The organism is Atopobium sp., assembly GCF_034113385.1.
In the GTDB taxonomy this organism is placed as follows: Bacteria; Actinomycetota; Coriobacteriia; order Coriobacteriales; family Atopobiaceae; genus Atopobium.
The window spans coordinates 13698-34146 of record NZ_JAXEXL010000016.1; the positions used below are offsets into that span (position 1 = coordinate 13698).

The 20449-nt window shown below is 45.9% G+C and carries 22 protein-coding genes, 1 tRNA gene and 1 pseudogene; 20 read left to right on the forward strand and 4 right to left on the reverse strand.

What is annotated here, in order from left to right; translation table 11 throughout:
- Positions 1–96: 96 nt before the first annotated feature.
- From SPD80_RS05725 to SPD80_RS05745, 5 genes are all read left to right on the forward strand, one after another.
- Positions 97–1137: a glycosyltransferase family 2 protein gene (locus SPD80_RS05725; RefSeq protein WP_320605400.1), complete on the forward strand. Its 1041-nt coding sequence runs from the start codon at positions 97–99 to the stop codon at positions 1135–1137.
- Positions 1138–1162: 25 nt separating this feature from the next.
- Complete coding sequence (locus SPD80_RS05730) at positions 1163–1531, forward strand: YccF domain-containing protein (RefSeq protein ID WP_320828887.1); 369 nt, start codon at positions 1163–1165, stop codon at positions 1529–1531.
- Entirely contained in the window at positions 1531–3219 is a 1689-nt protein-coding gene (locus SPD80_RS05735; RefSeq protein WP_320828888.1) for a hypothetical protein, read from the forward strand. Before SPD80_RS05730 ends, SPD80_RS05735 begins: the two co-directional genes overlap by 1 nt.
- A gap of 7 nt (positions 3220–3226) precedes the next feature.
- Positions 3227–4192, forward strand: a complete 966-nt coding sequence (locus tag SPD80_RS05740; protein ID WP_320605406.1) for a glycosyltransferase family 2 protein — start codon at positions 3227–3229, stop codon at positions 4190–4192.
- Between the two features lie 146 nt (positions 4193–4338).
- A complete protein-coding gene (locus SPD80_RS05745; RefSeq protein WP_320828890.1) occupies positions 4339–7914 on the forward strand; it encodes an exo-alpha-sialidase in 3576 nt (1191 codons plus the stop codon).
- A gap of 216 nt (positions 7915–8130) precedes the next feature.
- Here the strand turns inward: SPD80_RS05745 and SPD80_RS05750 are convergent, their stop codons facing one another.
- On the reverse strand, positions 8131–9540 hold the full coding sequence (locus SPD80_RS05750) for a M18 family aminopeptidase (RefSeq protein ID WP_320605410.1): 1410 nt from the start codon (positions 9538–9540) through the stop codon (positions 8131–8133).
- 113 nt (positions 9541–9653) lie between these two features.
- On the opposite strand from SPD80_RS05750, the gene SPD80_RS05755 reads away from it, so the two are divergent.
- Positions 9654–11309 carry a glycoside hydrolase family 36 protein gene (locus SPD80_RS05755; RefSeq protein ID WP_320605412.1) on the forward strand — a complete coding sequence of 552 codons (1656 nt, stop codon included), beginning with the start codon at positions 9654–9656 and terminating at the stop codon, positions 11307–11309.
- Between the two features lie 86 nt (positions 11310–11395).
- Positions 11396–11470: transfer RNA gene (locus tag SPD80_RS05760), tRNA-Val, on the forward strand.
- Between the two features lie 203 nt (positions 11471–11673).
- Here the strand turns inward: SPD80_RS05760 and SPD80_RS05765 are convergent.
- The 3 genes from SPD80_RS05765 to SPD80_RS07445 all read right to left on the reverse strand — a co-directional run bounded on the left by SPD80_RS05765 (position 11674) and on the right by SPD80_RS07445 (position 13267).
- Entirely contained in the window at positions 11674–12018 is a 345-nt protein-coding gene (locus SPD80_RS05765) for a hypothetical protein (RefSeq protein ID WP_320828891.1), read from the reverse strand.
- Between the two features lie 120 nt (positions 12019–12138).
- On the reverse strand, positions 12139–12807 hold the full coding sequence (locus SPD80_RS07440) for a helix-turn-helix domain-containing protein (RefSeq protein ID WP_414429699.1): 669 nt from the start codon (positions 12805–12807) through the stop codon (positions 12139–12141).
- A 226-nt stretch (positions 12808–13033) separates the two neighbouring features.
- Entirely contained in the window at positions 13034–13267 is a 234-nt protein-coding gene (locus SPD80_RS07445; protein ID WP_414429700.1) for a helix-turn-helix domain-containing protein, read from the reverse strand.
- A 132-nt stretch (positions 13268–13399) separates the two neighbouring features.
- Here SPD80_RS07445 and SPD80_RS05770 point away from each other — a divergent pair, with 132 nt between their 5' ends.
- The 13 genes and pseudogenes from SPD80_RS05770 to SPD80_RS05830 all read left to right on the forward strand — a co-directional run.
- Complete coding sequence (locus SPD80_RS05770) at positions 13400–13600, forward strand: helix-turn-helix transcriptional regulator (protein ID WP_320828892.1); 201 nt, start codon at positions 13400–13402, stop codon at positions 13598–13600.
- Between the two features lie 141 nt (positions 13601–13741).
- On the forward strand, positions 13742–13918 hold the full coding sequence (locus tag SPD80_RS05775) for a helix-turn-helix domain-containing protein (RefSeq protein WP_320828893.1): 177 nt from the start codon (positions 13742–13744) through the stop codon (positions 13916–13918).
- 190 nt (positions 13919–14108) lie between these two features.
- The gene (locus tag SPD80_RS05780) at positions 14109–14561 is read left to right on the forward strand and encodes a hypothetical protein (RefSeq protein WP_320828894.1); all 453 of its coding nucleotides are present in this window, start codon (positions 14109–14111) and stop codon (positions 14559–14561) included.
- A complete protein-coding gene (locus SPD80_RS05785; protein WP_320828895.1) occupies positions 14545–14859 on the forward strand; it encodes a hypothetical protein in 315 nt (104 codons plus the stop codon). The genes SPD80_RS05780 and SPD80_RS05785 overlap by 17 nt, the downstream gene beginning before the upstream one ends.
- Before the next feature lie 8 nt (positions 14860–14867).
- Positions 14868–15803: a DUF1351 domain-containing protein gene (locus SPD80_RS05790; protein ID WP_320828896.1), complete on the forward strand. Its 936-nt coding sequence runs from the start codon at positions 14868–14870 to the stop codon at positions 15801–15803.
- Positions 15790–16350: an ERF family protein gene (locus tag SPD80_RS05795; RefSeq protein ID WP_320828897.1), complete on the forward strand. Its 561-nt coding sequence runs from the start codon at positions 15790–15792 to the stop codon at positions 16348–16350. The genes SPD80_RS05790 and SPD80_RS05795 overlap by 14 nt, the downstream gene beginning before the upstream one ends.
- Positions 16350–16697 carry a hypothetical protein gene (locus SPD80_RS05800; RefSeq protein ID WP_320828898.1) on the forward strand — a complete coding sequence of 116 codons (348 nt, stop codon included), beginning with the start codon at positions 16350–16352 and terminating at the stop codon, positions 16695–16697. Before SPD80_RS05795 ends, SPD80_RS05800 begins: the two co-directional genes overlap by 1 nt.
- A gap of 8 nt (positions 16698–16705) precedes the next feature.
- The gene (locus tag SPD80_RS05805; protein ID WP_320828899.1) at positions 16706–17155 is read left to right on the forward strand and encodes a single-stranded DNA-binding protein; all 450 of its coding nucleotides are present in this window, start codon (positions 16706–16708) and stop codon (positions 17153–17155) included.
- Between the two features lie 54 nt (positions 17156–17209).
- The gene (locus tag SPD80_RS05810; protein ID WP_320828900.1) at positions 17210–17935 is read left to right on the forward strand and encodes a DUF6291 domain-containing protein; all 726 of its coding nucleotides are present in this window, start codon (positions 17210–17212) and stop codon (positions 17933–17935) included.
- Positions 17932–18663, forward strand: a complete 732-nt coding sequence (locus SPD80_RS05815) for an ATP-binding protein (RefSeq protein ID WP_320828901.1) — start codon at positions 17932–17934, stop codon at positions 18661–18663. The genes SPD80_RS05810 and SPD80_RS05815 overlap by 4 nt, the downstream gene beginning before the upstream one ends.
- Positions 18656–19060: a hypothetical protein gene (locus SPD80_RS05820; RefSeq protein ID WP_320828902.1), complete on the forward strand. Its 405-nt coding sequence runs from the start codon at positions 18656–18658 to the stop codon at positions 19058–19060. The genes SPD80_RS05815 and SPD80_RS05820 overlap by 8 nt, the downstream gene beginning before the upstream one ends.
- 505 nt (positions 19061–19565) lie before the next feature.
- Positions 19566–19970, forward strand: a complete 405-nt coding sequence (locus SPD80_RS05825) for a hypothetical protein (RefSeq protein WP_320828903.1) — start codon at positions 19566–19568, stop codon at positions 19968–19970.
- Positions 19970–20449, forward strand: a pseudogene (locus SPD80_RS05830) (pentapeptide repeat-containing protein); the annotation flags it as partial. The gene SPD80_RS05825 and the pseudogene SPD80_RS05830, both read left to right, overlap by 1 nt.

The following is a 20449-nucleotide window of genomic DNA, read 5'->3' on the forward strand; positions in this document are numbered from 1 at the left end:
GAAAATATTTCGCAGTAAAACTCTTCAGGTACAATGAACATGAGACGGTTTTCTTAAAAGAAAATCAAATCCTGTAACCGACGATAAAGAGACATAATGACACAAAAGATTTTGAGTTTTGGTATCCCTTGTTTTAACTCGGCTGAATACATGGATCACTGCATCTCTTCTATCTTAGAGGGTGCAAACTATGCTGAAGATATTCAGATTATTATTGTAGATGACGGCTCTGTACGTGATAACACTGCTCAAAAGGCAGATGAGTGGGAGCAAAAATACCCTGGTCTTATCAAGGCGATTCATCAACCCAATGGTGGTCACGGCACTGCGGTGCTGGCTGGTTTGCAGGCAGCGGACGGTGTGTTTTACAAAGTGGTTGATTCAGATGACTGGTTGGATAAAGACGCATTAGCAGCTTTGCTGGACAAGTTACGCCAGTCTGAGGCAGATGGCGAGCATTTAGACCTTGTTATCACCAATTATGTGTATGAGCATACAGCGGATAACACGCGCAATTATGTATCATATCGCAGCATTTTGCCTATCAACAAGATATTTGGTTGGGATGAGGTTGGCCATTTCCACATGTGGCAAAACTTGCTTATGCATTCACTATGCTACCGCGCGGATATTTTACGAGCAGATGGTGGTACGCCTTTGCCTGCGCATACGTTTTATGTGGATAACATTTATGCATTTGTACCACTGCCTCGCTGTGAGCGTTTGTACTATCTGGATGTGGATTTGTATCGTTACTTTATTGGCCGAGAAGATCAGTCGGTCAATGAATCTGTCATGGCTGGCCGTATTGATCAGCAAGTGCGCATAACTCGCATTATGATGAAGTCGTATCATTTGTATAAGGATATTAAGTCTGTAAAGCTGCGCAGCTATATGGTCAATTACTTTATCATCATGATGGCTATTTGCTCAGTGTTCTCTAAGCTCTCTGATCACGAAGACGCTATGGATGAGCTGGAAAAGCTCTGGAATGATTTGCGTGAGTATGATTATCGCTTGTATCGTCGTTGTCGTTGGGGCGCTGTTGGTTTGGGCACTAACTTGCCTACTAAGTTGGGCACAAAGATTACCATGGGTGGATACCGTATTGCAGGTAAGATTGTTAAGTTTAACTAAGGGAAGATTTTGTAGGTAGCTTATTGTGAGTTTTGGTCAACTGCTTGGCAACATTATTTGGATTCTTTTGGGCGGCATTGAGAGCGCTGTGGCATGGTTGCTGATTGGCATCTTGTTTTGCTGCACCATTGTTGGCATTCCTCTGGGTTTACAGGCGTTTAAGATGGCTCGTTTAACGCTTATGCCCTTTGGCGCTCAGATTGTTTGGAATGGTTCTGGTGTTAGTGTGTTTGCTAACGTTGTTTGGTTTATCTGCGGCGGCTTTCTCATGGCTGTGTATTACGTCTTGATAGGGCTACTCTTTTGTCTGACTATTGTTGGTATTCCTTTTGGTATGCAAATCTTTAAGATGGCGCAACTGTCCCTTGCTCCTTTTGGCGCTGAGGTGTTGTAATGGCATCTAGTATTTCTTGGATTAAGCAACATCGTGCAGCAGCGCTTTTTGTAGTGGTGTTTCTTGCTGGTATGATTGTTAATGCGCTTGGTGCCTACACAGGCCAGATTTGGTTTGATGAAAGTTACTCCGTTGGCCTTGCTACCAAGTCTTTTTTTGATATTTGGCGCATTGGTGCGGCTGATGTGCATCCCGTGCTGTATTACTGGATGTTACATTTGGTGTATTTGGTATGTGGCAAAAGCATTCTTGCTATGCGTCTTTTCTCGCTGGTAGGCACTGCCCTTTTAGGCCTACTTGGTTGGACGCATATTCGTAAAGATTATGGCAATGCTACTGGTATTTTGTTTACCTTTTTTGTGCTGTTAAGTCCTTGGGGCATACAAGAATCTGTTGACGTGCGTATGTATTCTTGGGCAGCTGTGTTTACTATGGTTGTACTTATATATACGGCACGCATTTGCCGAGGTCTTCTCGACAAAGAGGGTTTTGATGGCATTGATTTTTCTTGGTGGCTGATTGCTTTTGGTTTTGCCTTGGCGTCTGCGTATACTCACTATTATGCTGCCATTGGTGCATTTGTCTGCATGTTTGTCTTGCTGATTGTTGTGGTGTATGCGGTAGCGGTACATGTGTCTGGTGCTCGTAAGGCTCTTCGTACCTTTGTGATTGCTGCGCTGGCATGCGTTATTGCCTATTTGCCTTGGATTCATGCCATGATGTCCCAGGTCAAAGGCGTTTCTGATGAGTATTGGATAGAGTTTCATTTCCCTCAAACCGTATACGAGTTCCTAGAGTTTCCCGTTCGTACGGTAGCAATCAACGGCATTATTAAAAACCATGATTCTAATCCTTTAGGACCTCTCCCAGGTATAGCGTTTTATGTCTTGCTTCTTTGTGTAGTAGTGGCTTCAGTTGTATATGTCGTGACTCTGCTTACGGGTATAAAAAACCACCAGACACGCAGTGCTCAGTTACAGCACAACTGGTTTGTTGTAAGTCTTTCTGGCAAATTGAGCATGCCAGTATGTATGCTGTATAGCACCAGTTTGCTATCTGCGGGCTTGTCCGTGGCTATTCATCAGTCAATTATGCAGGCACGCTATTTGTCCTGCATTTTGGGCGCAGCTTGTTTGGCGTTGGCAGTTTTGTTTGCAAAGCTTCTGGAAGTGTGTGATTCAGATAGCAAAGCCTTTACTACACGGCTTTTGGGCAAGCGGGCACTTCTGGCGGTGGCAGTAGTAAGCTACATCATCTTGGGTGGCGTGAATCAGGTACAGATTTGTAACGCAAGTTATGATTGGTATAACTGGGCAGTTGTTGATTATTATCGTGATGTAGTACGGGCAAAGGACGGTTCTTTGTTGCCGGTATATGCAGAGGGTAACATCGGAGATACTATTGTTGCGGCTGCTCCACTCTCTGTGTATGTGCCTGAGGCTACCATTACCATTCCTACAGAGAAGCTCGCGTATGAAGCCTATACTCCTTCGATTGAATTAGTAGATGACGTGATTGCGCACGCCAAGACTAAGCATGGACGCATGATTTATGTGGGCAATGGCGCCGATGATCACTATGCACAAGAGTTTGCTCGTCAGATAGGTGCAACCGTCGTAGAATCAAAGACATTCTGGCGCCCCTATAAGTCAAACATGTGGACCATTTCTATTTTAGAGAGGTCGTAGGTCTGGTATGACTCGTTTATCCATTGTTGTTCCTTGTCACAATGAGGAGCAAACGATAGAGCTGTTCTATACCACTACGCAAGCTATCGCGATGGATGAACTTGCTCAACGTGAAGTGGAACTGCGTTTTGTGTTTGTGGATGACGGCTCTAAAGATCATACGCTCATAAAGCTGCGTGAATTGGCGGCAGCACATGAAGAAGTTTCGTATGTATCCTTCTCGCGCAACTTTGGTAAAGAAGCAGCTTTACTAGCTGGTTTACAGGCTGCGGTTCAATGTGGTGATCTGATTGCTGTCATGGATGTTGATCTGCAAGATCCTCCCAGTTTGTTGCCCAAGATGTGTGATTTGGCGCGCACTGGTGAGTATGACCGTATTGCGGTGCGTCGCACTTCTCGCAAAGGTGAGCCGCCTATTCGTTCTTGGTGTGCCCGTCGTTTTTATGGGCTTATGTCCCATTTGACAGATTTGGACTTGCGTGATGGCGCGCGCGATTTTTCTGTTATGTCTAAGCGCTTTGCTGAGGCAGTACTTTCTTGCGGTGAGTACAATCGCTTTACCAAAGGTTTGTTTGGTTGGGTGGGGTATCCCACCACATGGATTGAGTACACCAACGTGGAGCGTGTAGCAGGGGAGACCAACTGGTCGTTTTGGTCTTTGGTGCGCTATGCCTTTGACGGTATTGTTGCTTATACGGTAAAGCCTCTGGAAATGCTTATGGCTATTGGTGCAACCGTATCTTTGTGTGCGCTCTTTGCACTTGTGTTTGTTGTGGTTCGTGCTTTGTTATTTGGTGACCCTGTTTCTGGCTGGCCCTCTTTGATGGCAAGTATTCTGCTTGCAACGGGCATTATTACCTTTGGACTGGGTATTATTGGCTTTTATTTGTCTAAGATTTACTTAGAAGTAAAGAATCGTCCAATCTATTTGGTTAAGGAAACCAGCAAGCAAGGCTGGCAAAAGACACAATAATGCACCGTAAGGCACTCTCTCCTCAAAGCTCTTATTGAGCTGAATACCGCTCACCTAAAACCATATTAACTCAGAGTCAAAAACACGTTTAATCAAAGTACTGTGTTTTATAGACCTGATATTTTTTGTGCGGGAGGAGACAGCTGGTGAAAAAGTTTCTTAAACCTTGTTTGTTAGCGCTTCTTGTAGTGTTAGGCATGGGGCTGTGCGCTATTCCTACACAGGCCTATGCCGCCACGAGTTATGAGTACATTTTGGATGAAGATGGTATTGATGATGGTGCAACATATGCACTATACACCAACGCCGCTTTTGCAGGTAGTAATCGTATTTTGTATCATACGGGCAGTGCGCTTACCGATAAGGTAACGGGTACGCTCGAGGGCAAAACGTTAATGCTTAATGGTTCGTTTGGCGCTTCTCGTCAAGAATGGGTTGCTCAAAAAGTTAATGGTGGTTTTGCTCTTAGGTCGGTAGACTCTAATCGCTACCTTGATTTGAACTCTGATAGTAACACCAATATCAAGACTTCTGATAAACCCGTTGCGCTGAGCATTCAGCTTGACAACACAACAAAAACGTACACCCTTGTTGCATCTTCAGGTAAAGCACTGAGTTTTGACGAGACTGGTAAGACTAACTTTTTTGTATCTACCAACGCATATGGCATGCGTTTGTACAAGAAGACTGCCGTCGTGCCTACTCCTGCACAGATCCACTTTGCAGGTACGAGCAGCAAGCAGCCTTTCTCGACACAGGAAACAGGTAGTCAGTTCTTCCGTATCCCTTCCTTGACTACACTCTCCAATGGTTGGCTTTTGGCTGGGTCTGACATTCGTTGGCGAACCTCTGCTGATTCCCCTCAGAACTTGGATACCATCGTAAGTCTGTCTAAAGACGGTGGTAAAACTTGGAATTGGGAAGTCATTAATTACTATGGCGATATGGCAAATACTGCTACCAATAACAGCAGTGCTTCCTTTATTGATCCCTCTATCGTGCAAGCTGCAGATGGCAAGGTACATATGGTGGTAGACGCCTGTCCGTCGTATGTTGGGCTTATGAGAGGCAACCGTATGGGGCATGGCTCTACTGGTTTTGATGATAAGGGACGCATGATTGTTGCCAAGAGCCAAGCTGGCAGCAATGCACCTAATACAAAAGACCAATATGACTACTATGTAGACCTTACTGCCGCAGGTGAATCCAAGACAGTGGGCGAGAAAACCATTAACTTGCATCCAATTTGCAACAAGCAAACCAATCAAAAGACTGATGTATGGGTAGATGCTTGGTTAAATGTATACACTACTGAAAATGGCAACATCGTTCCTGATATGTGCCAACAGCTTTCCAGTTCTAAGGCAATCCAAAAAAACCTCTTCTTCCTTAATAGTGAGTGGAAGGCATTTCCTGTTTTTTATATCATGCACCGCACAGCAACCGTAACTAACGATGGTTTGGTATGGAGTGACCCGCAGTTCCTTAATATCAAGAAAAATGCCAACGAAAGGTTTATAGGCGTTTGCCCTGGTCGCGGCTTGTCGTATACCTACAAAGGGAAAGAGCGCTTGATATTTCCTTTGTATGACAATTCTCTTGGTGAGGAATATGCGAGCACTATATATTCTGACGATAATGGCCAGACTTGGAAACGTGGTGAACGTAATTCAGACATACGTGATGTAGGTAAAACGAGTGAGTCTCAAGTGGTAACTTTGCCTGATGGTAATTTGCGTATGTATTCGCGCAACAAAATCAATTATCTTAGCTATGCTGACTCCAGTGATGGTGGTGTGACCTGGGGTCCTTGCCAGCGCGATACTTCTTTGGAGAGCACCAATCCTGGCAATGGGTGCATGGTATCCTTTATCAACCTTAAAGGTGTTCTCGTAAGCCCTGATAACAAGACGTATAACAACCTTATTCTTGCGTCGTATCCGATGGTTCAGCGTAGTCTTGGTGTTATTCGTCTTGGTTATATAGACAAGGCGGGTAACGTAACGTGGTTGTCTGATAAAAAACGGTTTAGTGGCAATGGCACCTTTGCATACTCTTGTGTAACACAACTGCCGCAACTTGATACCTTTGGATTGCTTTATGAGTATGGCCCTACTACCAACACTATTGAATATACGCACGTAAGCGTCACTGATATGTTAGGTGAAGGTTGGTTGTTGGTAGAAAACGCAGATAAACTACCTTCCATCAGCTTGGATACTCAGTATGCAGACCTCAAGGTGGGAGATACGCTTGAATTAAAACCCACGTACACTCCTTCAGATGCTGTACTGGACTGGAAATCTACAGACGATAGTGTTGTATCGGTAGAGCATGGTGTTCTTACTGCTCACTCAGCTGGTACGGCAGATGTAAGCGCTACCGTTAAGGTTGGCAGTATTGAGCGTTCTGTTGTTGTAGAAGTAACCGTACAGGATGGTAAAACCACAGTTGTTCCTAAGCGTTTTACCGATACTTTGTCTAAGAAGCATCAGAATGCTGGTACTACCTACGATTTGGTAACCGATGGCATCAAGTCGGGCGATACCTATGCCATCTTCCATAAGGACAGTGCACGTATTTTGTATTATGCAGATGGCAAGACTACAACGGATCAGGTTGGTGGCCGTGTAGTTGCTAATCAACTGACCTTAAACGCTGGCTTTGCAGATACCACACAGCTTTGGACTTTTATTGGTTCTCAGGCAGAGGGCTATACCGTTGCGGGTAATAACGCTTCTAGTAAGTATCTTAATCTTAATGCAGTGAGTACACCTGCTACTCGCGTTCCTGTAACCTCAGATGCTCAAAAGCTAACCGTGACTGCTATTGATGCAGCTCAGGGCTTATACACCATAAGTCGTGAGGTAGATGGTACCAAGCTGTACCTTGCTCATAATGCTACTGGTCAGTACTACGTCCATACTGCTGCAACCACTGTCATGCTCTTCCATAAGGTGGATAAGAAAGAGTGTGATTTATATACCACTTCTGTGGCTGGCTTGGAAAAGATGATTGCATCGTTTTCTACCATCCAGCAGGGTGAGTACACACAGAAGTCATGGTCTGCGTTTCAGGCTGCTCTTAAGGGTGCTCAAGCCACAGTAGCTCAGGGTACCCAAACGTATGAGAATGCGCAGGCAGCTCATACTGCTCAAGAAGGCATTACTACCGCTGCTCATAAGCTCTACGCAGCAAAACTCGCGCTTACCAAGGCTGCTCCTCAGCCTCTTGACTACAAGATGACTAAGGCGCCGACTACAATTGTTGCAGATGGTACTGATGCCTTGTTTGTCTCTCATGCTCCTTACGATAAGTTCAAGGAAGTTCGTATGGATGATGAGCTTGTAGATCCATCTCACTACAGCTCTGAGAGTGGCAGTACCAAGGTAACGCTTAAAGGCAACTACCTTAAGACCCTTACGCTCGGTGCTCATACGCTAACAATCGTATCTACCGATGGTGTTGCTACTGCAAGCTTTACTCTAGCGTCTGTCCCCAATACTCCCAATGCTCCCAGTCAGCCTAGTAAGCCGGACGAGCAGCCCAATGCAGATGGCAATAGAGGCGGCAATACAGGCAATGGCAGTAAGTTACATGGCTTTGTAAAGACACTGCCTCAAACAGGGGATAGTTCTGCTGCGGTAGTAGTGCCAGCTTTAGCTCTTGGCGTGCTCGTTGGTATGGTTGGATATGCAGTGAGAAAAAAGCAAGAGCTTTAATAGTTTTTGTTGCGTCGTGTCATTATTAATATTAATAATGACACGACGCAGTGCATAGACAATGCCATGAAAGCATCAGGTACCGTCGTAAGGACGGCAGTATACAACCCAATAAGCTGCACAAGCAATTATTCCGCGTTACTTTAAGCGGCCAGCGCTCTCTAGCATTTTGTTATGTCTCTCACATAGTCTCACATAGCTTTAACGCAACTAGTTTTAACGCAGTTCAATACTGTGAGCACCATCAATCATTACGTTGGTGTTGTAAAACTCCTGGAGTGCTGCAATGGCATAGGCGGTATCAGCGCTACCAGCCGTTTCGTAGCTGGAATGCATAGCCAGTTGGGGTAAGCCTACGTCAATAGCATGCATGCTTACCTGCATATTGGATAAGTTGCCTAAGGTTGAACCGCCACTTCTATCGGAGCGGTTGGAGAACAGCTGTACAGGAACGCCGGCCTTCTCGCACAAAGAGACAAAAACCGCGCGACTAAATGCATCCGTGGTATAGCTTTGGTTGGCGCATTCTTTAATAACAATGCCCTTGTTAAGGAAGCACTGGTTAGTGGCATCGTGCAATTCGGGATGATTGGGGTGTACGGCGTGCGCATTGTCAAAGCTCACCATAAAACTGGCGGAGAGCGCACGTAGGTAGTCTTGCTCGTTGGCGCCCAAACTCATGGATAGGCGCAGCAAGCTGTCGTGCAGCAACGTGGAAAGCGCACCCTGCTTAGTACCCGAGCCCACCTCCTCGTTGTCAAAGCAGCACATGACACTAATGCTGTGTTGGTTACCAGCGCTTACAAGAGCCTCAACGGAAGAAAAGGCACACTGTAGGTCATCTAACTTGGGGGAGGACACAAACTCGCTGGCAGCGCCCCATACGCAAGCTTGTTGGCGATTAACCAAGTACAGATCATGCGCCACAATGTCAGTTACATTGACAGCTAGCCCGCTTGCAACCATGCGCATGACATCTGCCTCTTCCAGCTCTCCTGCCGAGAAAAGCGGGCATAGGTCCACAGCATGATTGTATTCAAAGCCTTTGTTGGCTTCACGGTTAAGATGGATGGCAACATGAGGAATGAGTGCAATATCGGCATTGGAATTATACAGGCGGCTTTGAATACCGCTTTCTGTACGTACCAGTACGCGACCAGCCAATCCTAGGGGGCGGTCAAGCCATGTGGCGTTAATCATGCCGCCATAGCCCTCAACGCTGAGGCGTATGTACGTGTTAGGCCCTTCCAATGCGGGTTGTGCTTTGAGTTTAAAGGTAGGAGAATCACTGTGCGAAGCAACAATTTGAAAGTGGAATGGTGCCACCTGTGCTGTTTTATCAGGCTCATTGTCATTGGTGGACGCATTGTTGTTAGTGAACGCACTGTTGTCAGTAAGGCCGTCCAGTGCATGCGTCCCTACTTTAAAGGCAATAATGCTGGAATCATTGCGTGTGGTGTAGTAACTTCCACCAGCTACAATACGACCAGACCAATTGGAGCCTTCGGACAAATACACAAAGCCATTCTGGTCTAGAATCGCACGTATAGCTGTTATGGAGTGGAACATGCTGGGGGAATCTTGAATAAACGAAATGAGTTTTTGGGAAGTGGCAAGGTTATCCACGTATACCTCCAAAGTTAAACGGTCACGTAAAAAAGCCTATCACCAATAGAGTGTATCTTGCACCCGTAAAGCGGCAACACGTAAAATAAGTTAACTAAGCAAAGGAGCCGCAGATGAATCCGCTGCAGTCGGTAACACTTACCTATCATATTCCAGGAGAACGCGCTCGTTACGAGCTTTTTTTGGGTAGCGATCGCATTGCGAGGCCTGTTGCATTTGCTCGTGAGATTGGCTTTTATGTACAAGCCGAGAAGGACGAGTGGCATATACACGTTGTGCCAACCAAATGGATAGTCATTGACAAGCTTACTATGGTGCTCAAGGTGCCTCAAAAAGATGCCAAAACAATCTTTATAAATGGCTATCAGTCCGATACAGATTGCTATGAGCAGCCTATTTTTGGCAAGACTAAAGCGTTGCCGTTTTATCCACGCTCTCTTATCAATGCTACGGCAGCAGATGTTATCGGTGATTATCGTTTTGTAAAGCAAGACTCTCAAGCGGGTCATCAGCATGGCTTTACCTATGGGTTTTTACGACGTGGGTCCCAGGTCATGCTATTTGGTTCTTTGGATGAGAGTAACGGTCTTACGCTTATTCGCCAGACTGCAGCAAAGGAGTTGCTTACCTTTGAGAAGGAGCCTTCTGCTGCAGCTTTGGAACCGCAGGTAGATTATGACATTTTGAGCATGTGTCTGCTTTCTGGCACGATGGAAAACGTTACCCGTCGTTGGCTTGGTCGGTATGCAATGCAGCCGCTTGAGGCTCGTCCCACCATTGGTTACTCCACAAGCTATGACGGCATAACGCATCCAACTAATGCTTCAGAAAAGGCTCGCGTGGCAGATGTCAGTGAGGCAGGCGTACACAAGAGCCTTACTGCCTTTGCAGACTTGTTGGCAGATTTACACCTGCACCTGCGCGGTATCGATACCATCTTTCAGCTGGGAGAGGGGTATTGTACGGTAGGAGATTGGCTCGAGCCTCATCATGAGCGGTTCCCCCATGGTATGAAAGGCATTGCGCAAAGTATTCGCGATAAGGGCTTGCGTCCGGCTCTATGGCTTGCCCCGTTTGTTGCTCAAAAAGAATCTCGTATTTTACGTGAGCACCCCGATTGGGTTCTTACCAATATTGAGGGAAAGCCTCAAAAAGTAAGTGCCAACAATGGTGGCCTGTATGCTCTTGATGTTTGCAACAAGGAAGTGCAGGCCTACATTCGTACCGTTGTCCATACGGCAGTACACGACTGGGGGTTTGAGTACCTTAAGATTGACTACACCTACGCCGCCGCTCTTATCGACCATGGTGGACACAATCGAGCTCAACTTACCTGTGCTGCTTTGGATACTATCCGTGAGGCAGCTGGCGAGAAGTGCTGTATCTCGTTGGGTGCTACGCAGCTTCCCTGCGCAATAGGTCGCGCTCAGTTTTGTGAGATTTCTTGTGGTGCTAGTAATGATTGGGATGGTCGTATGATTGGCCGTCTTAACACGCGCGAGCGCAAAAGCACCAAGCATGCTATTCGCACTATTGCTGCGCGCCGCAGCCTTAACGGGTATGCGTTTGGTGTAGACCCTGGTGTGCTGGTATTTAACGACCCGTCTGTTCTAAAAGAAGCTCGCAAAAATCAGGTAATTGATACGTTTACAGGCAATACTCAGGCACTTATTGTTGCAGGTACTATTGGTATGTGGAGTGATGAACAGCGCAAAGCGTACAGCACAGCCATTAGGCAATTTGCTGCTCGTCATGGTGTTACCAGATAGTGGGGTTGATGAGCGGATTACAAAATATGCCTTGCGCAACAAGCATGATTGTCGTATAGTTACCTCCGCTACAGTTTGTAGTATTCGGGCGATTAGCTCAGGGGGAGAGCGCTTCCCTGACACGGAAGAGGCCAGTGGTTCAAATCCACTATCGCCCACCAAAAACAGCAGGTCAGACGGTATGTTTCCGCCTGACCTTTTTTATTACCTCGTTTGGTTGCGAATTTGGTTGCGAATAATTGTGCGCTAAACATCACTCTTGGAAGTTGATTGGTCGCTTTTTGTAGTGTTTTACGGAATGCGTAGTCTATAAAAAACGCCACCTTTTGAAGAGGGCGCTAACGACTCTATCTGTGTGCCTAGCTTAAGATTTCTTATAAGCAACAAGCATTGACGAACCAATAAAGGCAACACAACTTAGACCAGCAACACCAGACGCTATATACGTGCCACAAAGCGCCATCGCTGCGGTGCTCTCCGCTCTCTCTGCTTTAGCTTCATCATCAAAAGAATCAATTCTGCTAATTGCAGAGCTTGTTATGGCGTCCTTGCGAGCCTTGGTCGCCCCTCCTTGTGTAATTAGCCACATAGTAGCAAGAATAACGGCAGCTACCATTGAGCCAATGAACACCTTCTTTGCCGTTGCTGCATACTGTTCAATCGGTGTAATTTGAACTTCTTGCGTGGTTGTTGACTCTGGCGCTTCCATTTTTACCTCCATTTTTTGTTTGCTAATAGCTATAAGCTAACACTATATTAGCAAAATATTATAGTCATGTATTAAATAGCGGCTGTATGAGCTAAATATGTCCGTGAGTGGCAACCCGTCTTAGAATACCCAATCATATGGCATCATGTACCAGGCTAATTTACCAAGAATGGTTATCTGCTGTGTACATCCAGTATTGTAATCAAACGTTCGCGGCCTGTATGTCGTGTCGGTAGACTCACATGATAATTCATAGCCATTGTTCAGCTTGCGCACACGTCTTAGCATAGCTGGCTCGTCATCTACCGCCACTAGGTACAGCTCATTATTCTTTGTCATTTGACGCATTGGGACTATAAGTGCGAGCGCATAAATAGGCAATAGACGGTCGAGTGGATCATCAGGCACTTGGATAAAAAAGCTAGTTGGGTAAAGGTTCGCCAATTCAGACGCTATCCCATACATAGTAGATGTATAGGTATCTTCGAGTGTACTTGACGCGTATAGATGTTTCACAAGTGGCACTTGGTGAGTATGGCGCTTATATGCGAGCTTTATATGGCCATCAGGTGTAGCAGTTGCTCCGTCTAGCCCGTGTTCATCAAGTAGAGTGCTTGTCGGTATGTGATATAGCTTAGCTATCTGCTCTACGGTATTAACACGCGGGTATGTACGGTTGCTTTCCCAAGCAGATATAGCGGACTGTGAATAGCCTATTGCCCTGCCAAACTCTTCGTGTGTCATCCCAAGCAATACGCGCAATCGCTTTATATTATTACCGAAAAACATCTGCTCACGTCCTTAATATCACTATATTACTGGCAGTAATAATTTGAACCTGTATATATGTATCTACCAGCCATTATGCACCCACACAATCAATATAAGCCTAATCTAACAATACTACTAAAAGTGTTGCCTTGGATACATGCTCTGGCGCTTAATATGGCTAAACAGTAAGTGTCCGAGCGGTTTTGTAGCATAGAACATGTGTTCCAACTTATTTGAATGAACACTATGTTCTCTTTTGCACAAAAGAGTCAGTTAATCCGAGGAGGTAATCAGAGGTGCATCCAAGTATTTCGCACAGCCTGCGTATTAAGTCTGCATCAGGCGTTCTTCTTCCGTTCTCCCAATTAGATATGGTTTGCTTGCTCACACCAATCATCTTTGCGAGTTCATTTTGCCCTAATCGGTTAAAACCACGGGCGCTAGATATGCGTACGCCCAGCTGTTCCTTAAAGTCCACTTTTTCTCCTTTCTGTTCTATTTAGTATAACAATAGGAATATAAAAAATAAAAGTATTTATATTTTTCTGTTGACAGAATATAACAATAAGAATACTCTGTAAACAGTTCGTTATATAGAGGAGGTGACGAAGTGGAACGTGCAAACAATTATAGGAAGTTCCGTGAGCTTGCAGGAATGCGCCCTGAAGCCGTCGCATCAGCATTAGGTGTTTCTATTCAAACCCTATACAAGTGGGAGAACGACAAAACTTCTCCATCCGCTGAAAAATTGCGAAAGATGGCAGTCATCTACAACTGTTCGTCTGACGAACTTATTTGTCTAGATAACTAGTCACCACAAATGTACCTTAACAACCGAATACCCGATGTGACGTGTCATGTGGGGCATGCACGCCCGCCATCGAATGTTGTTGGCCCTCGCAGAGGAGAACCATCAGTTTTTTAAAAAACATCAAAGAGAGGATACATGGTAATGAATCTTCAAGAATTACCACCCCTTATTACTTCGTATCAAGCAGCAGAGATTTTACAAGTAACGCCAAGGCAGGCAATCAATCTATGCAAGGAGAACCGATTTAAGGCTCTAAAGATTGGACGTGAATGGCGTATTAACCGAGATTCACTGCTTGAGTATGTGGGGTTGAAATAAAGGTAAAAGAAAGTCCGCAAAGAGCTGCAACTCTTCACGGACACGTCCAGAAAGGACTAAACCATGAATAGTATACAAGATTTTGTGCACGGTTTTATGCGCAACATCCTCGGCACACTGGTGGCTATGTTATGTTTCTTTTTGCCGCCCATTTTCGCACAATGTATGTTGTGGCTTTTGGGGTGGTAACGTGAGCTCACCATCAAAGCGTAAGGGGCAAGCCTTTGAGAGTCTTGTGAGGAGCTATCTACGGCAGCGTCTTAATGATGACCGGATAGACCGCCGCGTACTTCATGGCACACAAGACCAGGGCGATTTGTATGGTATTAAAGCACACGGCTATGAAGGGATAGCAGAGTGCAAAAACCACAAGACCATAACACCAGCATTGCTTGAAGACTTCAAACAGCAATCACTTAATGAACGAGAAAACGCAGACGCTGATTTTGTAATGCTTATTGTTCACAAAAACGGTGTAGGCAAGAAAAATGTAGGCGCTAACTTTTGCTACATGTCATTACGCGATTTATTGTTAATCGGTAGCTTTGATTTTGGCGGTCTTATCAATGATGACATTTGGGTTTGCGTAACTCTAGACGACGCTTGTCGGATGATTGAAGGTGCTCATGAAAACAGCATCTAATCAGTCTCAATTACACGGTCTAGGTATAAGCGGTGAACTGCTCATGGAGCAGGCTCGCACATGGGTTGATGCGCACGAAGACGAGTGGAAGTACTACATACAAATTGCTCGCATGGATTCTTGCGGCGGCTACGCATCACCAAATTTCGCACTTCAAGCAATGCGCCGTCGTTTTAAGGTCAAGATCCCCAATGCTTATGCTCCCGCACTTGCACGTATAGCTATGGAGCAAAACAAGCACATCGCGTTTAGGCTGGCAAAAAGCAAGGTTGACGGATATACAACCGCCGTCATTTAGGAGAACCAATGCCAAGGAAAAAGGTAGAGGAGGTTAAGGCTACAGTTATTGAAGATGACATTGCAGCCTTAACCGACCCGCAAAAGTGGATACTATCCACTCAACAGCGCGTGGCTGAAATTGTGAAAGACTACGCGCCACATGAAATTGTATCAGATAAAGATTACCGAGAGTCTAAGCGCGCTCGCACACAATCGCGCAAAGAGATTAAGGCAATCCAAGATGATGCAACAGAAAGGCTCAGCGCAATCAAAGAAGCTGTAAAAGCGTTTGAAGCTGCAAAGCGTGATGTGCTATTGCCGCTTACTACGATTGATGACAGCTATAAGCACCACATTGGTGTGTATGAAGCCTTAGTCATTGACAGCAAGCTCCAAGATGTCGAAGGCGCTTATATGGACTATGCGCCTGCACTTGTGGAACTCGTCCCGTTTCAGAAGCTGCGTGAGAAGTATGCAGCAGAGGACAAGTGGGAGAACATCGGCACCAATGTTGAAGATATCAAGCAGTCTTTGTTTGCTCGTGTAGACCGAATCGGACAAGACGAGAAGACAATCGAAGCACAACAAGTAGATGCAGCCGAAAAGCAAGCTATGAAGGCTGATTACTTCGCAAGCCTTGATTTAGGAGAAGTGCTGCGTAAGTCTTCCGAGCGCTTGCGTGTTGCAGAGCTTGAGCGACAGCGTACAGAAGCATTAGAGCGCGAGCACTTAGAGCAACAACGCCAACAAGCAGAACAGGTAATAGAGGAAGTCTTCGCTCCGGAGCCTGCGCCAGTCCAAGCGCCACCAGCGCCAGCTTCGCAAGCACATCCATGGGTCGTGCTTATTGACAGCGCAACGCGTGAACAGATGACACAGCTTGCAGCAGCGCTAAAGCAAATCGGTGTGAGCGGTTCTATCAAATCAGGAAGCCTAAAGGAGGTTGCAAATGGCAACTACTAAACCAGCTGCAACAATTGATGAAAAGTTGCGCAATATCCAAATAAAGCTCAAAGCACCTAAAAATCAGTACAACAAGTTTGGTGAGTACTATTACCGCTCTTGCGAGGATATTCTAAACGCTTTGAAACCGCTTCTTGATGAATACGGAGTTGCTCTTACGATGTCAGATGCTGTTGTGCAGATCGGAGATAGATTCTACGTTAAGGCAATGGCAACGATACGTGACAAAGGGCAGGAAATATCTGTTTCTGCTTTTGCCCGCGAGCAACTCGAAAAGAAGAAAAGCGATGCTTCGCAGATTACCGGCGCTGCATCATCATACGCTCGCAAGTACGCTCTAAACGGTTTGTTTGCAATTGATGACTCAATAGACGCGGATAGCCAAGGGCCGGCCTCAGAGCAGCCCCAGAATCCAGCAAATGGCGGTTCTTTTGTTGCTCACTGCATCAATTGTGGTACAGCCTATACATTTGACAACCAAGAGCATTACCAAAACTTTATCAAGAACCCTGGTTGTTGTGGTGCGCCTAGCTGGATGATTGACTAATGGGGACATATTCAGGACAAGGCGATTACGCCGAACTTATGGAGCTTGTAGACACGCTTCAAGACACAGTACAGCATTTGCGGGAAAGCGGTACACAACTTGCGTACCGTGAGATGGACTACCGTAAAGCTTTACGGCTGCGCATCCTAGACGAACGTAATAACAAAACACCCGTGACTATCATCTCTGATATTTGCAGGGGCGACCCGCACATAGCAGAACTTAAGCGTGCGCGCGACTGTGCAGAAGCAATATACAAGGCAGACCTTGAATCAATCAATGCCATAAAAACCGTTATCCGAGTTATCGAAAACCAAATAGACCGTGAATGGTCTACAACAAAATAGGAGTATCAATGAGCATCAATAAGGTAGTTCTTTCAGGCTATCTCACACGTGACCCAGAGCTTAAAAATTCAACTTCTGGAACAGCAGTTCTATCTTTTGGCATTGCCGTTAACGAGCGTCGCAAGAACAGCCGCACAGGAGAATGGGAAGACGTACCCAATTTCTTTGATTGCACCATGTTTGGAACACGTGCAGAAGCAATTTCACGCTTCATCGCCAAAGGCACAAAGGCCGCCATTGAAGGAAGGTTGCGCTACAGCTCCTGGGAGCGCGATGGACAACGCAGAAGCAAGGTTGACGTAATTGTAGACGAGATTGAGTTTCTAAGCCGTCAGAATGACTCGCAGCAAGCCACGCAAGCAGCGCCACGACAGCCACAACGCGCACAGACAGCTCCACGCCCGGCGCCAGCACCGCCACAGGATGCGTATTACGAAGATGATGACATTCCGTTCTAGTAGTTAACCACGTGCGCTCATTATGGGCGCACGCATTTTATTGAGGAAGCATACATGGTTATTTATGACTCTTTAATTGAGGGGGCGCAAGAGCTAACAGCAGAGCAACAAGGAGCTTTTTACAAGGCGCTCGTTGACTATATCTACTTCGACACTGAACCAGAGGTAGAGGGTATTGTTGGTGGTATCTTCACGATGGTAAAACCTACCCTTGAAAAGTATAAGAAGCGTTCTTCATCTGGTCGTGCTGGTGGAAGCAAGCAAAAGGCACAAAAAGATACAGAAGAAGCAAATGAAACAAGCACCGTTAAGCAAAACGACCAAGCAAGCGCAAGCAAACCGTTAAGCAAAACGACCAAGCAAGTCGAAGCAAACGACATAAGCAAGTCGAAGCAAACCGTTAAGCAAAACGACCAAGCAAGCGCAAGCAAAACTCAAAAAAACGAGGAAGCTATCTTTGACTCTTCTTCTTATTCTTCTTCTTGTTCTTTTTCTTCTAGGAAGGGGGGTATGGGGGGAAGGAAGTCTTCTTTTTTCCCGCCAACCGTCGAAGAGGTGCAGGCGTATTGTGACGAAAAGGGATATGCCGATGTTGACCCGCAAAGTTTTGTGAGCTTTTACGCAGCTAAAGACTGGTATATCGGTAAAAACAAGATGAAAAATTGGCGCGCTGCATGTACAAATTGGCATGTGAGGAACATGCAAAACCGCAGTACAAAGCCAACGCCTACTGATTTTTCGCAGTACGCAAATATCCCGTTTGAGGTGATGGAAGCATGAGCTGCACGCTTTCAGACTTGTTTGCCCGTCATGGCGGCGTAATGCCAAAAGGCGGGTTCTCGATAGACGAGATTTACGAGATGAACACCATGACAGACGCTGAGTTCCGTGCGGAATTGCAGGCGCAAGAAGACGCTCACAAGCACTCTCTCAACGAAAAAGCAGGTGCTGAGCAGGAAGCAAAAAGAACCGCTTTCCTCGAAAAATGCCATAGGTCTGGTATGCCAAAGCGTTTTGATTGTGCAGCTATTGACACTCGCCGAGCGCAGCTCATTGAGACAACGAACAAGGGTTTTTGGATATGCGGCAATGTTGGTGCCGGTAAAACACATCTTGCTTGCTCGATTTTCAAAGGGTGGCTATATTCCGGCAAAAACGCTCTGTTTGTGCAAACAACAGCAATGCTTGCGAATTTACGCGATGCTATGAGCAGTAAAGATGAAGTGCAAGCTACAGCTCTCTATGCCAAAGCGCCGCTACTTGTCCTTGACGATCTAGGCAAGGAAGCACCCACGCCATGGGCGTTAGCAAAAATATTTGAAATCGTAGACACCCGTTATAGCGAGTGCTTGCCAACTATCGTTACAGGACAGCACATGCCTGAATCATTGGCAGCGCGTTTTGCATCTACCGGTGATAAGGAGCTTGCAAAAGCAGTTGTTTCGCGACTTAGTGGCACATGCACGCTCATTAAAGCTGGTGGTGATGATAGGAGGTTCAATGGCTAAAGTCGATACACTCCCCGAGTTCTTACGCCCGCTTATGCGCGGTACATCCGTAAGGCTTGGGCACTGCGCAATATGTGGCAAAACCTATCCGCTCAACCAACACCACATCGTAAGACGAGGTGCAGGAAAGCTCTATCGATATGGCGTAGAAGTGCCAAAGCCTACAATTACCCTTTGCGGCAGTGGCAATACGAGCGGGTGTCATGGTCTGGCACATCAAAACCGCCTGCATTTTCGTTGGGTAGTATGTGGCGCGAAAGCAGACAAATACGGTCTAGACGTGCTTAATTCCGGGCATTGGGAGTACATCATCTGTGACGAACCGACTAAGTATGCAGAAGCATTAGAGATGGAAGGTTGGAAAAAATTAAGGAGTGGTAATGATTTCGATTATTAACGCTCCTGCGCCAGACCTACCAGACGAACCAGAGCGTCCTAGGTGTAAACACTGTGCTTACTTCGCCAAAGCTTTGACAGACTACAGCGGTGAGTATGGCGTTTGCACATTTGGCGCTGATTTTAACAGCGAAGGCTTTCTGAGCGGCTTTGAGCCAACATATGGCAGCCACACATGTGAAGAAGGGTGCTGGATATGAGACGCAAGCCGCGCCCATGGAGCAAAAAAGAAATAGAGCTTATTAAGCAAGTACATTCTTACGGACACAGCCATTCATGGCCTGGTTGGGAAAAGCTTTTACCAGGGAGAAGCAAAGACTCAATTGGATACCAATACCGACGCTGCGGCCTCATAAAGAACGGCCGCAAACGATGGGAAGAGTCAGACAACAAAACAATCATTGCAACGCTTGACTTACTTGCCCAAGAGCTAGGTACACATCGTAAGCACCTCATGGGGCATATAAACACGTTGTACCATCAGTCACGCTAAAAAAGGAGAAACAGTGACTACTGATTTAACCAATAAGATAGACCACTTACGGGTTTTTATTAGTAAACTTAAGCCTTATAAAATTAAACGAAAGCTAGAAGAGCTATCTAATTTATCCAAGCAGTATATTCCCTTGCCAAAAGATAAAAACGGCGTTGTCTTTACCGGAGACGAGAAATTTTTTGTTGACCATAGCGGCCATGTGCGCGTATTTGGGGTGCTTAAGTTTCGAAACGGTGAATGGTGGTTACATGATGATGAAATGTGCGGGAATCACCCCGGACGCTGCGCTCACATACAGGATGAATGGGCTGCGCTATACCTCAGTATCAATGGAAATACCCCTAATGCAGACAAGCTAAAAGCATTTGTCATGCGTTGCAAACAGCTAGCAGCAAACGAAGGAGAGATTGAATAATGGATAAACCAAAACCACCAATGCAGGGTTATAAAGCATTCGATAGCGATATGACGTGTCGCGGTTTTCAATACAAGGTAGGCGAAGAATCAATCTACGATGGTAAAATAGATCCTTGCAAGTCCGGGTTTCATTTTTGCAAAAATCCAGTGGATTGTTTCGATTATTACGTGTATGACGGCAGCAAAACAGTAATTTGCAAAGTTGAAGCACGGGGCAAAATTAAAACAGATGATGGCAAAAAATACGTCACAGATAAGCTATTTATTGTAGAGCAGATACCTTGTGAATATGTATACAATCTCGTAAATATTGGTAGAGATTGTACTGGGCTGCGCAACAGCGGCGACTGGAACAGCGGCAACCGCAACAGCGGCGACTGGAACAGCGGCAACCGCAACAGCGGCAACCGCAACAGCGGCGACTGGAACAGCGGCAACCGCAACAGCGGCAACCGCAACAGCGGCGACTGGAACAGC